This window comes from Vibrio sp. SCSIO 43135, assembly GCF_023716665.1.
GTDB lineage: Bacteria > Pseudomonadota > Gammaproteobacteria > Enterobacterales > Vibrionaceae > Vibrio > Vibrio paucivorans.
The window spans coordinates 958,754-974,246 of sequence record NZ_CP071860.1; the positions used below are offsets into that span (position 1 = coordinate 958,754).

14 protein-coding genes are annotated in these 15,493 nt (G+C 44.0%); 8 read left to right on the forward strand and 6 right to left on the reverse strand.

Features of this window, described 5'->3' with window-relative positions; all coding sequences use genetic code 11:
* The first annotated feature begins 222 nt into the window (after positions 1 to 222).
* The 6 genes from J4N42_RS18730 (at position 223) to J4N42_RS18755 (ending at position 5,929) form a co-directional block, all read left to right on the forward strand.
* Complete coding sequence (locus J4N42_RS18730) at positions 223 to 1,065, forward strand: shikimate dehydrogenase family protein (RefSeq protein ID WP_252030924.1); 843 nt, start codon at positions 223 to 225, stop codon at positions 1,063 to 1,065.
* An 11-nt stretch (positions 1,066 to 1,076) separates the two neighbouring features.
* Positions 1,077 to 1,520: a type II 3-dehydroquinate dehydratase gene (aroQ, locus tag J4N42_RS18735; protein ID WP_065741916.1), complete on the forward strand. Its 444-nt coding sequence runs from the start codon at positions 1,077 to 1,079 to the stop codon at positions 1,518 to 1,520.
* Between the two features lie 264 nt (positions 1,521 to 1,784).
* Positions 1,785 to 2,798, forward strand: coding sequence for a DctP family TRAP transporter solute-binding subunit (locus J4N42_RS18740; RefSeq protein ID WP_252030925.1), 1,014 nt, complete (start codon positions 1,785 to 1,787; stop codon positions 2,796 to 2,798).
* A gap of 30 nt (positions 2,799 to 2,828) precedes the next feature.
* Positions 2,829 to 4,031, forward strand: a complete 1,203-nt coding sequence (locus J4N42_RS18745) for a Gfo/Idh/MocA family protein (protein WP_252030926.1) — start codon at positions 2,829 to 2,831, stop codon at positions 4,029 to 4,031.
* A 9-nt stretch (positions 4,032 to 4,040) separates the two neighbouring features.
* Positions 4,041 to 4,715: a hypothetical protein gene (locus J4N42_RS18750; RefSeq protein WP_252030927.1), complete on the forward strand. Its 675-nt coding sequence runs from the start codon at positions 4,041 to 4,043 to the stop codon at positions 4,713 to 4,715.
* A gap of 11 nt (positions 4,716 to 4,726) precedes the next feature.
* Positions 4,727 to 5,929, forward strand: a complete 1,203-nt coding sequence (locus tag J4N42_RS18755; protein WP_252030928.1) for a Gfo/Idh/MocA family protein — start codon at positions 4,727 to 4,729, stop codon at positions 5,927 to 5,929.
* Positions 5,930 to 6,102: 173 nt separating this feature from the next.
* Here J4N42_RS18755 and J4N42_RS18760 read toward each other — a convergent pair whose 3' ends face one another.
* From J4N42_RS18760 to J4N42_RS18785, 6 genes are read right to left on the reverse strand one after another with little or no spacing between them, the layout of a single operon-like run.
* A complete protein-coding gene (locus tag J4N42_RS18760; RefSeq protein ID WP_252030929.1) occupies positions 6,103 to 7,926 on the reverse strand; it encodes a bifunctional sugar phosphate isomerase/epimerase/4-hydroxyphenylpyruvate dioxygenase family protein in 1,824 nt (607 codons plus the stop codon).
* Positions 7,927 to 7,935: 9 nt separating this feature from the next.
* Entirely contained in the window at positions 7,936 to 9,006 is a 1,071-nt protein-coding gene (locus J4N42_RS18765; RefSeq protein ID WP_252030930.1) for a Gfo/Idh/MocA family protein, read from the reverse strand.
* A gap of 28 nt (positions 9,007 to 9,034) precedes the next feature.
* Positions 9,035 to 9,961, reverse strand: a complete 927-nt coding sequence (locus J4N42_RS18770; protein WP_252030931.1) for an AEC family transporter — start codon at positions 9,959 to 9,961, stop codon at positions 9,035 to 9,037.
* A gap of 9 nt (positions 9,962 to 9,970) precedes the next feature.
* The gene (locus tag J4N42_RS18775; RefSeq protein ID WP_252030932.1) at positions 9,971 to 11,236 is read right to left on the reverse strand and encodes a TRAP transporter large permease; all 1,266 of its coding nucleotides are present in this window, start codon (positions 11,234 to 11,236) and stop codon (positions 9,971 to 9,973) included.
* A 9-nt stretch (positions 11,237 to 11,245) separates the two neighbouring features.
* Complete coding sequence (locus J4N42_RS18780) at positions 11,246 to 11,740, reverse strand: TRAP transporter small permease (protein ID WP_095664392.1); 495 nt, start codon at positions 11,738 to 11,740, stop codon at positions 11,246 to 11,248.
* A gap of 54 nt (positions 11,741 to 11,794) precedes the next feature.
* The gene (locus J4N42_RS18785; protein WP_252030933.1) at positions 11,795 to 12,793 is read right to left on the reverse strand and encodes a TRAP transporter substrate-binding protein; all 999 of its coding nucleotides are present in this window, start codon (positions 12,791 to 12,793) and stop codon (positions 11,795 to 11,797) included.
* A gap of 431 nt (positions 12,794 to 13,224) precedes the next feature.
* Here J4N42_RS18785 and J4N42_RS18790 point away from each other — a divergent pair, with 431 nt between their 5' ends.
* Together J4N42_RS18790 and J4N42_RS18795 are read left to right on the forward strand one after the other, a co-directional pair.
* A complete protein-coding gene (locus J4N42_RS18790; RefSeq protein ID WP_252030935.1) occupies positions 13,225 to 14,442 on the forward strand; it encodes a LysR family transcriptional regulator in 1,218 nt (405 codons plus the stop codon).
* A gap of 116 nt (positions 14,443 to 14,558) precedes the next feature.
* Positions 14,559 to 15,491 carry a DUF1932 domain-containing protein gene (locus J4N42_RS18795; protein WP_252030936.1) on the forward strand — a complete coding sequence of 311 codons (933 nt, stop codon included), beginning with the start codon at positions 14,559 to 14,561 and terminating at the stop codon, positions 15,489 to 15,491.
* The last annotated feature ends 2 nt before the right edge of the window (positions 15,492 to 15,493 follow it).

The window sequence follows — 15,493 nt, forward strand, 5'->3', positions numbered from 1 at the left end:
TTTACGATTACTATATCGAGCAATATTATGGTTCGACTATTTCAATTTATTTCGTTGCTATAAGTTTTTGAGATAACCAAGACAAATTACAGCGACTTAAATATCCCCTAACCCTTTAATCTACCGAGTTTGTTCAAAATTGAATGGGTGTTAAGAAAAAACAATTATGTGAAGTAAATTAGCTCTGTTAACGTAACATTAAATATCACGGAGAGATGTATTATGATTCGTTGCTGCTTATTTGGAAAAAACATCACAAAATCACAGTCGCCTAATTTCCATAACTCTTTATCTAAACAATTAAATATTGATTTAAATTATCATTTGGAATCGATAGACAGTGGTTGTTCAACAGAGTTTAAGCAACGAGCCAGTCAATTACTGACTTCTCATATTGACTCTGCCAATATCACTTACCCATACAAAGAAACGGCTATCGAAGTAGCCGATATCCTCGATCGTTCCGCGCAGCGAGTCGGCGCCGCAAATACTCTGGTTAGTAAAAATGGCATGATTGTCGCGTACAACACCGATTACTCAGGTTTTATAGCAGCCTATAAAGCCTTTCGCGTTGCGAAGCCAGGTAATGTGGTGTTGATTGGCTGTGGTGGCGTAGGTAAGGCGATTGCGAAAGGCTTGTCGGATCTTGGCGCTAAGCACATTAGTCTTTACGATCACGACCTATCGAAAGCAAAACAACTGGCCGAAACGCTCGAACATGATAATGTGTCTGTTGATATACCAACAAGCCAAGAGCAACTAAAAGTACGAGCGTTGGATGCAGACGGATTAGTTAACTGTACTCCAGTTGGCCATTACAGTCTTCCTGGTACACCAATCCCATCTGAGTGGATTAACCAACAACAATGGCTGTTTGACGCTGTATACACGCCCATCGACACTGAGTTTGTAGTTGCCGCCAAGCACAAAGAAATTGCAACCTTAAGCGGCTTTGAGTTGTTCTTCAATCAAGCCACAGATGCATTTGAACTCTTTACCGGCCTTGATCTGGCCGCTGACCAATTGAGTCAGTTTCGAAAAGATCAGTTTTCAGATTTACGTTAAGGACAAAAACAATGACAAAGCTACTTGTACTAAATGGACCAAACCTCAACCTATTAGGCACGCGTGAGCCCGGCCAATACGGTCATGAAACACTCAAAGATGTCGAAGAAAAATGTCGCCAAGTCGCGGCACAATTTGATTGTGAAGTAGAATGCTTTCAAAGTAACACTGAGGGCCACCTAATCGATGCTATTCACAAAGCAGGTGTCGAATTTAAAAATGGCGAATGTGTCGGTGTGGTATTCAACCCTGGAGCTTATACGCATACTTCAATCGCGTTACATGACGCAATTAAAGGTGTCGACGTACCGGTTATCGAAGTTCATATTTCTAACGTCCATGCGCGTGAAACTTTCCGCCATCACTCTTATATTTCACCTGTCGCAGCAGGGACAATCATTGGCATGGGTACTAAAGGCTACCCACTAGCAATTAAATATTTGCTAGAAGATTAATCAAACCTCAAATAAATAGGTGCTGTAATGCACCTATTTTCATTTATTGAATACCCTTCCTGCTTATTTTAGTTCTTCTCTTTGCTAACTAACGTCCACTTTTTTCAACGTATCTTTACGTCTTTTGGCGCCACAATCTCTCAATTCCTTATATTCGCCATTAATTTTGAATTTCATATTAGGACAAATTTTACTCAACATAGTTTTGTTAACACCTCGTTAACAGATCCAATAACGAACCGTGAATATAATAAGGAAATTAGAATGAAACTCGCTAAAACTGCCGTAGCGCTGCTAGCTGCTTGCGCATTCAGCCAGTCGGCACTTGCCGCTGAAACTAAAATCAGTATCGGCCATGTCGATTCACAAAACTGGCAAGTCTCCAAAAAAGGGGCTGCAACACAAGTGTTCAAAAACCTAGTGGAAGCTGAGTCTGCCGGTCGCATCTCCGTTGATATTTTCCCCTCCGGACAACTCGGAAGCGAAACGGATTTACTTCAATCTGTTCAAGAAGGCATGGTAGGCATGACGATCGTATCAGGTTCGTTTTCCAAAATCTGCCCAGAAGCGGCCGTACTTGAAATACCATACTTATTCCCGTCATCACCAGTGGCGTGGGAAGTGTTAGACGGTCCGTTCGGGCAAAAACTCGCACAGCACTGTTTAGAAAAAACAGGTATTCGTACCCTCGCCTATGGAGAAACAGGGTTTCGTCACTTCACCAACTCTAAAAAAGTCATCAAAAAGCCAGAAGATCTTGCAGGTATGAAAATCCGTGTCATGCCAAACCAATCGTTTATTGAGTTCATGAAAATACTCAAAGCAACAGCAACGCCTATCTCGGCGCCTGAGTTACCTGCAGCTCTAACCACCAAAGTGGTGGATGGTCAGGAAAACCCGGTCAGCGTGATAGTAGAAATGAAGCTTTATGAGTTACAAGACCACATCACACTAGATGGCCACGTGTACAGCGCAGATTTCCTCGTGATCAACGACGATCTTTACAAAGGATTATCTGATGAAGACCGAGCCATCATTAATCGTGCCGCTAAAGTTGCCGGTACCGTAGGCCGCGCTATTCAACAAATCAACTCTGCTCAAGGCCTCGAAACGCTTACGAAGAACGGCATGCAAGTCACCACCTTGACCGAAAAAGAGTTGGAAGCGTTCCGAACTGCCTCACAACCGAAAATGATCAGCTGGCTATCAAGCCGTATCGACAAGGAGTGGATGACATCGGCTCAAAGCTCAGTCGAGCAAGCTCAAAACAATCTCTAATCACCATTCATACAGTCAAAGGAAGAACAAATGAAACCATTAAGAGTTGGACTCATTGGGTGTGGTGTAATAAGTGACATCTACCTTAAAACCAGTCAGAGGTTTGATGTGCTTGATATCGTAGCTTGTGCCAGCCTCAACATAGAAGAATCTCGTGCAAAAGCACAGCAATACAACATTGCAAAAGTCTGCACTCCGGAAGAAATCATTAACGATGAGTCTATTGATGCAGTGCTCAATCTCACTATCCCAGCGGTACACGGCGAGATCTCTTTGGCAGCAGTCAAAGCCGGAAAACATGTGTACTCAGAGAAACCATTTGTGACTGATTTAGAGCAAGGAAAAGAAATCCTAGCGTTAGCCAAGCAAAACAATGTGCTTGTGGGCAATGCACCGGACACATTTTTAGGCAGCCGAGTTCAAACATGTCAACGCCTAATCCAAGAAGGTTTAATTGGCCAACCTATTGGAGTGAATGCGTTTGTCGGTACGCATGGTGTTGAGCGCCATCACCCGAACCCAGATTTTTATTACAAGCCCGGTGGCGGCCCTCTATTTGACTTAGGCCCATACTACCTAACAGCGATGATCGCGTTACTCGGCCCTGTTAAACGCTGCGCGGGTATGGCGAAACGATCGTTCAATCAACGTTTAATTGAATCAAAACCACGGGCTGGTGAGTATATCGATGTCGAAGTCGATACACACATCAACAGTCTATTGGAGTTTGAGAACGGTGTGACTGGCATGATGATGACCAGTTTCGATGTTTGGGACTCGCAATTGCCTAGACTAGAGATTTACGGCACCGAAGGAACGCTGTGTATTAACGACCCAGATCCGACAGACGGCACCAATATCTTTGGTGGTGAGGTGCTCTATAAGACCAAAGAGACCGCCCGCTGGAACTATCGACCTCGAGTACAAGGCCTAGAAGCGTGGTCAGTTGCAGATGACCAGCATCGATTCAGCGAAGACAGCCGAGGTTTAGGCCTTGTTGATCTCGCGTATGCCGCAATTAAAGGACGCGCTCCGAGAGCGAGCGGTGAAATGGCCCTTCACGTTTGTGACATTATGGAGTCGATCGTCCGTTCAAATCAATCTGGTCAGTTTGAACACATCTCAACCGACTGCAGTACGCCTACCCTGCTACCGACAGATTTTCCTCACTCAGAAGACATCACGATTGAAATCTCTACGGTTGAATCACACACATTAGCCACAAGCGCTTAAGGATACATTATGGCCATTACACAACTCGATTTTTGTAAACCATTTTTTAGTGCCACATTGATTGAAGGTGAAGCTAACTTCCAGCTTACCGGTCAAGCCATTCTACTAAACTTGGCGACTGAACCCTTTAATGTTAACACTCAAGCCCTTGAATTCTATGAGTCAAAAATAGTAGGCAACGTGACACTAAAAGATTTGAAGCGAGTTCTTCTGATTGAAGGCTTTGATGCCTATCCCGACGAACAAGCGCTGTTGGCCGAGGTAAAAACGACTTGGCCCCTAGCCTACGATGTTCGTGGTGAAGATCGTCTTAAAGGTATCGATTTTTGGATGTCACCTAAACAAAAAATCGGCAACCTTGCGTTTTCTATGTATCACGCAGGCAGTGTGCCTTTGAAAGTGGGCTTACATCAAACTCACGTCGGCTTTAAACACCTTCGAGAAATTCATACTCAAATTGTTGGATTCGGAAAAATGCAGCAGTGCTTCGAAAAAGATATTTCGACATTGTATTTGGAAGATCCACTCGCGCCGGGTGCCAGTCATAAACCAATGTATGACGCCAATGGTAACTACCCATGGCACCAGTATGAAACCATTACACCAGGGATTTTCATGGCAATTGAGCTAGAAATGGAGCCTGAAAATGCAGTAAATCCAAACAAACAACTAGAAACAGCATAGGAGTCACCCCAATGACCGAAAAGTTGCTACCAAGCGATTTAACTTTTTCCGGCCCATTTCCACGTTTGTCTAGGCGTTTACGTCTTGGCATTGTTGGTGGGGGGCGAATTTCAGTCACACAATCAACCGCGGCCCGTTTAAGCGATTATTGGGAAATCAAAGCCGGTGCTCTGTCATCGGACCCAGTTAAAGCGAAAGCCAAAGGCCAACAATGGTACTTAGACGATGACCGCTGCTATTCATCATTTGAAGAGATGGCCAACAAAGAATCGCAACGTGATGATGGTATTGATGCAGTAATGATCACCACGCCGAACCACCTCCACTTTGATGCTGCAAAAGTATTTCTAGAAGCAGGCATTGACGTTCTTTGCGATAAACCGTTAACCAATGAAATCGACCAAGCCGCTGAGTTGATTCGTCTGACTCAACAAACAGGAATGGTATTTGGCGTATCGTTCGTCAACACGGCTTTTCCAATGATCCGCCAAGCCAAAGCTATGGTTGAACGTGGTGATATAGGCAAAATCAACCAAGTCCATGTTGAATTTATGCAAGATTGGATGATGAATGAGGATATTTCTCAAGCCGAGCACGTTAAATGGCGTTTAGATCCAAAGAAAAGTGGCTCCACCAGCTGTACGGGTGACATAGGAACTCATGCTCAGAACCTTGCGACGTTTGTAACAGGCTTACCTATGACCGACATTCTTGCGCAAATGCACGTTTGTGGCGCGCCTAAGGCGTTGGAAGATACCGTGATTATGATGACTAAATACGACAACGCTATCCCTGGCACACTCATGGCTACCCGCCTAGCTTCTGGTAACCGTGGTGGGCTTCGTTTACGCGTTTATGGCGACAAAGGCGGAATTGAGTGGGATATGGAATACCCTGAACGTCTCAAGTACAGCAAGTTTGGTGAGGCTGATCGAGTATTGACTCGTGGACAAGGCGGAGAGCTGTTCCCACAAGTAGAACGCAGTACACGCCTTGCTCGCGGTTTTTCCGAAGGTGTTCTTGAAGCGTGGGCAAACTTATACACCGAATTTGCCCTCGCTGTGGCGGCACGCAAAGATGGCTTAGAAACACCACACGATTGGCTACAATTTCCTCGTGTCGAAAGTGGCGCTGCAGGAGTTCGCTTCTCGGATGCAACCGTCGAGTCTCACCAGCAAGGTGGACAATGGGTAAATTGTGAGCTTAAACTCTAGCAAAATCCATTAAACGTTAAGGCCAGCGTAGTGCTGGCCTTTTTTATTACTATCACTAGTCTACTCCCTATTTCTACAGTCAGTTTTAGCTACGTAAAGACAAAAAAAGCTGCACTATAGAAGAGCCCTATAAGTGCAGCAAAAGGATTAAAACCCATTTGTTTAGCGGTTAGTTAGCCTTGGTATGATTGCGCCGCTAAGCGAATAAAGGCATTGGTTTCACCGTATTTTGCATAATCACCTAAACGCTGAACCACCTCAAAGAACAGGCCATTCACTTCTTTGGTATAAAAATGTAAAAAGCTACCAGTATCGTCTTCCGCATAAAGAATGTTGTTCTCTTTTAGCTGAGCAATAAACTCATCCGACAAATCAAACTGAGCCTGAATATCTAAGTAGTAGTTATTCGGGATCTTTAACTGATAGATAGGCGATAATGAACGTCCAGCCGCAAAGATGTCACTACATTCAATTGCAATCTGGTTGATACTTGCTCCGTTTGAGTCGTTCAGGAAGCGCTGTGCTGACGTACGTTTCGCACTGGTACTGTTTAATGCGATTTTAATCTTCCCGTTCGGGCTTTTGATCGTACGACTCGTTATCAAGCCGTTAATGTCTGGTAAATCAAAGCTTTCTTCAGGTACAAAGCCAAAGATTGACTTGTAGAAAAACAAGTTCGATAACAGAGTTTCTGGTGACACAACCTGCCCCATATGGTCGATGCGTTTAAAGTTGCTGCTCTCTTCTACCTGAGGTGCAACACGCTCAAAATCGACGTCGTAGAACTTCTCTGCTTGATTTTCATCTAATAAGTGAATCAGAAGTTGGCTCGAACTTTTTAGTGTCGGCATATCCAATTCATTTTCTTGCTTAGCTTGGTAAATGGTTGGACTGTTGTATCGCTTCGCTAGCTCAACCAGACGGTTTGAATCCTCGGCCAATACGCCAAGAGCGCACACGCTTTCTCCGTGTCCGTCTAAATAGTTTTGCGCGTTACTGTTCTTCTCATAGTTGAAGATGAAGTTGATATCACCCGCTTGATACAAGTCGACATTCTTACTCTTATGACAATGAGTTTTACTAAAACCTAGCGACTCGATTACATCAGTAAACGGGTTGTTCTCGCGATCTTTCACCGCGAATTCAATAAAGCTGACATCGCTGACTTTCGGAGCATCAAACGCTTCGTCAGTTTGGTCTTCAAGCCACTTCAATGAACGTACGCCATCAATCGCCTTTTCAATTGGTGAGGATGCTCGGAATTCATCATTGAACACTTCATGAGAAAGGTAATCGTTGTAGCCTTTGTCTTTTAGCGTCTGAACGAAATCAATCACTGGGAAATCACCTTGCCCAGGGAAACAGCGATAGTGTCGACTGTATTGCAAGATGTCCATTTGCATTTTAGGAGCATCAGCAACCTGAACGAGTGCGATTTTTTCTACGGGAATGTCGTTCTTGAGCGTATCTAAGGTATTACCACGTGCAAACATGTGGAAAGTATCAAGTACAACGCCGAGGTTTGGATGATCAACCATTTTGACTAGGTTCCATGCATCGTCGTAATCAGCAATGTGTCGGCCCCATGCCAATGCTTCGTAGCCTAACTGCATACCTTCGCGTTTCGCAAGTTCAGCCAATGTATGTAGGTCATCGGCACATTGATGTACGTTCGGCGATGAAAGTGGATGAACATTACTGCACATCATCAAACGGTTTGTTCCCAACTGATGCGCGAGATCCATCTTGCGCTCCATCATCTTGAACTTTTTATCCCGTAGCGCAGGTGGTAACCCTTCCATATCACGGAAGGGTTGTAACACTAGGATCTCTAACCCTAGGCTGTCGGCGATACGTTTGACATCTGACGCCGATCCTCGGTACTGGGTTAAGTCATTTTCGAAGATTTCGATCGCATGAAAGCCCGCTTTTGCAGCAGCATGCATTTTTTGCTCTAACGTGCCAGAAAGGCACACAGTCGCGATTGAATATTTCATACCTACCTCCTAACCAATTAAAGGCGTGACATCGCGTACCGGTACGTACTGCCCCGACTCACACGCTTCGATGATGGCGTCTATAACGAGAAGGTTCTGTAGCCCATCCCAAATACTGACATTAGGTGTCGTTTCGTCGCCGCGAATCAATGCGCAGAAATGTTCGAGCTGTCGTTTTAGTGGGTCTTCACGGTTAATTGGTTCTTGGCGAGACTCCATGGCGTTCCACCAGGATGGCGTAACATCCGAGCCAAAGGATTTCACTTGCATCGTTGGAATAGACAAACAGCCGTTCGTGCCAGCAACGTGATAGCAGTCTTCGGTTTCATACGTAGCGTACGATTTGTTTTCCTGAGAGGTTTGCTCCCAGCTACGAGGGCTTGCAGAGGCATCTGAAAGTAAGAATGACCCGAGGGTTCCATTTGCAAAGCGGAACGACATTACCGTTGTATCTTCCACTTCAAATTCTCGGGTGCTATTGGAGCTTAATGCCTGTACCCCTACGATATCACCAACCAAGTGACGAAGATTACCTATTTCATGAATCATGTTGATGAAGATTGGGCCGCCGCCCTTCACTTTTCTCCATTCACCTTCATCAAAGTAATAATCTGGCTTATAGAAAGCAGCACTGCCCATAATGGATACGATGTTACCTAGTTCACCGCTATCGATGACTTTTTTAGCCGTTTCGAGCAAAGGGCTGTACGCACGGTGATGTCCGACCAACATGATGCTCTGCTCTTGCTTAGCGTGTTTCAGCAATTCGATGGCATCTTCGATACTGTCCGTTACTGGTTTTTCTACGATTGCAGGTACACCAGCGGCAATACATTCATGAGATTGGATAGCGTGAAGCTTGTTTGGAGTAGCTAAGATCACACCATCAGGCTTATCTTGCTCGAAGGCTTCAGCCAAGCTTGCATAGACTTTAACTCCATATTGCTGCGCGACTTCTTGCGCCGCTGGGAATGGGTCAATAATTGAGGCAAGCTCGCAGTGTGGGTTTTCGTCAACAAGCTTAATATGAGTTTTACCGATGAGTCCCGCACCAGCGACAGAGATTCTCACTTTTTCCATGTTTCTCGACCTTATTTTTCACTTATTGTTATAGATTGATCATCGATACCACGACCGACAGCGTCAGTGCTGATGCAATCGTCGTCGCAACGAGAGTGTTTAGACAGAACTGCTGTTGTTTATAGAGCGCACCTAGCATTGGGTAGATGGTTAACATAGGTGCAGCACTAAAGATCAACAGCGCATACTTAATCTCGCCTTGAACAGGCCATATGTTCATAAATGCCAACGCCACGAGTGGGAAAAACACCAATTTGACTGTACTGACTAACGCCATTCGGCGTTTTTGTTCAAATTTAAGTGATTGACCCAATGCCCCTCCAATCACAAACAAAGCCAATGCGATTGAAGTGTTGGCGATGGAGCCCACACTGTTCATCAATACGTCGGGGAGCGGTAAACCCACAATATTGACGACAAGGGATACACATATCGCGAGCACAATAGGATTCTTTCCTACCCTAGCCGCGACAGATATTAGTTGCCGCTTGAGTGACGTATTGTTGCTTTGTGTAAACTCAAGCAATACAAGGCACAAAGGAATAAAGATTAAGTTCTCTACCAATACGCACATGAGGAACGCTTCAACGTAGCGCCCTTCGAAAAGCGACAATACGACAGGAAAACCAACGAATGCGCTATTTGGCATTCCACTTCCCAGTGCATTTACAAACGAATCTTGCCAAGACCGTTTCATCCAACCTCGAGTAATCAAGATTACGATTGCCATAGACGACAACCCTGCCATCGCGTAAACCAACATGAAGTTGGGTTGGATGATGTCGCTCATTTCCATTTGCGTAAGGCCGGAAAAGATGACTGATGGCAGTGCGAAATACAGAACAAACTTGCTAATGTCACCGATGAATTTGTCGGAGAAAAAGCGTAATTTAGTCGTCACAAAGCCTGCCGCAACGATTATCACGAGCGGCAGGAAGATTTCTATTACAGACATGTTGGCTCGCTAATACCCGAATAATTTAGGTAAGAAGAGCACGCTTTGTGGAACGAAAGTGATGAAGAACAGTACCGCAACCTCCAGCAGGAACAGCGGAATAACTTGTTTCGAGATGGCTGCGATTCCAACTTTTGAAATAGTGTTCGATACGAATAAGCAGATGCCCATTGGCGGTGTTATCAAACCAATCATTAGGTTGAAGATCACCACTATTCCGAAGTGTACTGGGTCGATACCAAAGCTCATCGCGATTGGGTGGAAAATTGGAATTAGGATAAGCATCGCTGCTATGCCTTCCAAAAATAACCCTACCCCTAGCAAAATCAAGTTCACCATAATCAGGAACATGATTGGATCGCTGATTGTCGCTAAGATTTGCTCACTGATGTATTGAGGCACACGTGAGAACGTCAGCAACCAGTTAGCAACGGATACTACTGCAATTAAAATCAATACTATCGACGAGTCACGCATCGAGCGCATAAACACTTCAGGTAAATCACGAATCGTCAGTGACTTATATACAAACATACCGACGCTTAATGCATAGAAGGCAGCAAAAGCAGCAGCTTCGGTTGGAGTAACAATCCCCAACAGAATCGAACCAAGGATAAAGATTGGCATAGTGAGCGGGATAAACGCTTTCACCAATGCTTTGCGGCGGCTTTGTCTTACAACAGAGCTACGAATGTTGTGTCGAGTTGCGTAGATGAACACAAAAATGGATAAAGCAATTGCCGACATGATGCCTGGCACAATACCTGCCAAGAATAGTGCAGGAACAGAGACACCACTTGCGATTAGCGCGTAAATGATGACTGGAATACTAGGCGGGATCATTGGCCCAATAACAGATGATGCTGCAGTCAACGCCGACGAAAACTCTTTGCTGTAACCCTCTTTTTCCATTTGAGGAATAAACACTCGCCCTAGCGCTGATGTATCTGCAACAGCAGAACCAGAGATGCCAGCAAACATAACCGAAGACCATACGTTTACTTGTGCAAGCCCACCTCTAAAGTGGCCAACCAGCGCGTTAGCAAAATCGATAATGCGGTTAGTGATACCGCTTTTGTTCATTAATTCGCCCGCTAACACGAACAGTGGCACCGCAAGAATTGAGTAAGAGTCAAGCCCACTAAAGATACGCTGAGCCACTAAGCTAATCGAAATAGGCGTGCTAGTGACATAAAATGACATGGCAAGGATGATACTAAAGACAAGCGGCACCCCGAAAACCAACATGGTTCCCATTAAAGCAATAGATGGCATAGTAAATCCTTATACGTCGCTTTGAGTTAACGTTGGCTCACGCTCTGAACGTGGCACTTTTACATGAGAAATCAGGCGTAAAGTCGCTGCGATAAACAAGCACACACCACCAACAATCAGAGCAGACTGGAAGTAGTACATATTCACGCCAATACCCGGTGATTCAATCCCACCACGTTTAGAAACAAACAGGTAGGCCGACCAGGTTAAGATTACTGAAGATGCCAAGACACATAGGTCAACAACAACTTCTAATGTCTTTTGAAACTTGGCTGATTTAATTGTATCTAGCACCGCAAACTTGATGTGTAGCCCTTCTAGGTAACAAAGTGAAGTTGCGAACATGACCCCATAAATCATTGAATACTTACTGAGTTCTTCACCCCAAAGAATTGAGATGTTGAAGAAGTATCGGCAGATTGTCGTCACAAGCATGACAACAAAGAGAGTGAACAGTGATGTACCGGCAAGCACAGCAAGTAGCTTTTTGTATTGTTCAATCATAATTCCCTTTCTCCATGGGAAAGTACCGCAGCGCCCTGCACTGCGGCACGATCTTTACTGATTCGCTTGTTCTACTGCTTGTAGCGCACCATCAATCCACTTAGCATCTACTGTGCCTTCCAACCATTTGATCACAGCTGGTTGAGTTTGATCGCGGAATTGTTTTTGTTGCTCAGGGGTTAGCGAAGTAATCTTCATCCCCTTCTTAGCTAATGTTTCTAGGCCTTCAGCAGAGTTTACTTGCTGAATAGCGCGACCAACTGTACCGGCGACTTTTGCTGCTCGGTCGATAATTGCACGATCCTCTGCATTCAAAGAGGTGTAAAAGTCGTCATTCATTAATAGGAAATCGGTACTGTATACGTGGCCATCAAGCGTGATGTATTTTTGTAGCTCGTAGAACTTGTTCGCACTAATCACACTCACTGGGTTTTCTTGTCCGTCGATAACACCTGTAGTAAGTGCAGCTGGAACCTCAGGAAATGCGATTGGCGTAGGCTCTGCCTTCAATGACTTCAACATCTCGACATAGAGTGGCGTCGTCATTACGCGGATTTTTAGACCTTGTAGATCTTCAGGAGTGTTAATTTCACGCTTAGAGTTTGTGAAGTGGCGGAAACCAGTTTCACCATAGGCAAGGTTTCTCAAGCCGGTTTGCTTCAAGCAGTGTTCATTAAGTGCTTGGCCGAATTCACCATCTAGCACTTCCCATGCTACTGGAGAAGACGGGAATAGATATGGGATTTCTAGTACGTTCGCTTCTTTACATAGTTTTGAGTACGCACCAGACACCATCGTCATCGTCAGCATACCCTCTTGAGTAGACTGAAGTAACTCTGTCTCACCGCCTAACTGGCCAGATGGGTAAATGTTTACCTTAATTTTTCCGCCAGATTCCGCTTCTACGATATTTTTAAATACTTGAGTAGCGGCACCTTTCTTAGAAATAGTCCAGTCTTGAGAATCGACATGGCCAATAGTGATATCTAAAGCTGCAGCTGAACCTGCGTAAGCTAGCGATAAGGCAAGTGAAAGTTTCGTTATAGTTTTCATTCGTGAACCTCCTGTTTCATCAGCAAACAAAGCTATCACCAAGAATTAACAATTGATAATTCATATAGTGAAAGTGTTATTCAATTTTTAGATAACCAACGCTTACTGGGAAACCAATAACTTTCAAATTATCAATTTTCATTGTTATTTTTCAATTACTTATTTAAATATAAATATCAGTGATGTATTAATTAGTTGTTAATACATTAAACTTTTGTTTAATTCAATTTTGGGGATAATTGTCACATCTTTGCTACAAAAGCTTATATTTCTTATTCATTTCCACTTGTCAGTTATGTATTAATAAATAGGAAAGGTCATAACTTTTATATTTAATCCAATGCCGTAAATTTACTGTTGAAAATACTAAATTAGTATATTTACTCAAATTCAGAGTCAGCCAATATAATTACAACCATAAAGGTATAAAGATGTTTAATATCCCTAACCTAAGGCATTTAAGAGCCATTTCAGAAGTAGTACAAACTGGCAGTATCAGCAAAGCTTCTGAAACGGTTTTTCTCTCTCAACCCGCCATTACACAAGCCATTTCAAAGCTCGAAAAGAATATAAATAGTGAGCTTTTTGAACGAACAACAGATGGTATGTCCCCGACTAAACAGGGCTCCGCCTTTGCTTTTCGTATTGACCGAGCGCTTGAGTACATCAGTGACGGAATCACTGAATCACTAAAAATTGCCAAAGGACAAAGAAAGACCAGTGTTCAACGCTATCTATACAACATCACCACCACGCAATTAAAAGCGCTGGTCGCAGTCGCTAACGGGCAAAGCTTCACTGAAGCAAGTCGCCTTCTGTCTGTATCACAATCTTCTGTTTACCGAGCATCAAAAGACTTGGAAGAAATCCTTGGGTTTACCTTGTTTGAAAAAAACAGTAATGGCGTTGTTGTAAGCAAAGCCGGCAGTGCATTGGTCAAAGCCAGCAAACTCGCTTTTGTTGAAATAAAGCAAGGAATTGAAGAAGTAAACGTTCTTAGTAACAGACACAGCGGTGTGATTACTGTCGGCTGCTTACCTCTTGCGCGAACCTGTTTATTACCTAGCACCATTAATGAGTTCACAGCGGAATATCCAGACTGCCAAATCCAAGTTGTTGATGGCCCTTATAGCGACTTACTCAATCACTTAAAGTATGGTGAAATTGATATTCTTATTGGTGCACTTCGTTTCCCTTCCCCAAGCACTGACATTAGGCAAGAAACGCTATTTGAATCGCAGAACCGTATACTTGCCCGCGCAGAACATCCATTGACCAAAGCTCAGTCCCTCACCCTAAAAGATTTGCACGAAGCAAGTTGGGTAGTCTCAGGCGCAAACACTCCTGGGCGCAAAATGTTTGAGGATATGTTCAGTAACGAAGGGGTTGAAGCACCAACTCGGTTGGTCGAGGCAAGCTCACAGATGTTAGTTAAAGAACTACTTTTGGGCAGTGACCGATTGACTCTACTTTCCCAACATCAAATCCATAGAGAGTTAAATGAAGGTCATTTCAAAATACTGCCTTTTGATTGTAGCCAACAGTCCAGACCCATTGGTTTAACAGTCCGCAAGAATTGGTATGCCACTTCAACGCAGTCTCATTTTGTCAGCCTACTGCGTAAAAATGGCTTAGCGATCGAGTCATAATTAGCGTTACTTTCACCAAAACTGAATACCCTTACTCTTATTTTGATTATTCGCCAAACAACGCGAATGTTAGAGTCTTTTTACCAAGCAAAATACAGTTAAAACTAAGGAAGGTTATGGCGAAAGTAACACGAACTGCATTTATAGGGTTTGGTGAAGCCGCGAAATCTTTCATAGATAGATGGCAAAATAACCTGCCTGAAGTGATCAGCGCTTACGACATTAAAACTCGTTCCACTCTTGAACGGGAGGCTAAGTTACTTGAATACATCGAACATCAAGTACAAGGAACGTTTAATGCGTCCGAAGCCATTATTGGCGCACAGTGCATTTTCTCGTTAGTGACGCCGTCTCAAGCACAAGTTGCAGTCGATTCACTCGTAAGTGAACTCAAACCAAAACAATGGCTATTTGACTGCAATTCTTGTGCTCCAGAGGTAAAAAAGCGTAATGCATCAACTGTTGAATCGTATGGTGCAAACTATGTCGATGTGGCGATTATGGCGCCTGTAAAAGCTCAACAAGCCATACCGCTTAATATTTCAGGTCGAAACGCCACTGAAGCAGTGCCAATTTTGGAATCGCTCGGCTTCGACGTTAATGTAATTTCTGACCAAGTTGGCGACGCTACAACGGTCAAAATGGTTCGCTCAGTATTCGTAAAAGGCCTTGAGGCGCTAACAGCCGAATGCGCATTGGCCGCTCATAAATCGGGCTTGGAACAACATATTTTTTCTTCTTTGGCCAAAAGCTACCCTGGTTTGAACATCAATAGCAAAGTCGCCTATAACCTAGAGCGAATGGCGTCGCATGGAATACGAAGAAGTGAAGAATTATCCGCTGTTGCCAATACGCTGGAGTCGTTAGAAATTGACCCAAAGATGACAAAATCAGCACTCGAATGGCACGACAAAATTGGCAAGCAATCGCTAATACTCACTAACGAACCTAAGGGTGGACAAGCTCAAAGCATTTTGGCAGCGCTCTACCCTCAGAAACCAAACAAGAAAGAGCTGACGACTCACGGTTCGATCAGCTCCTCTATTTAACA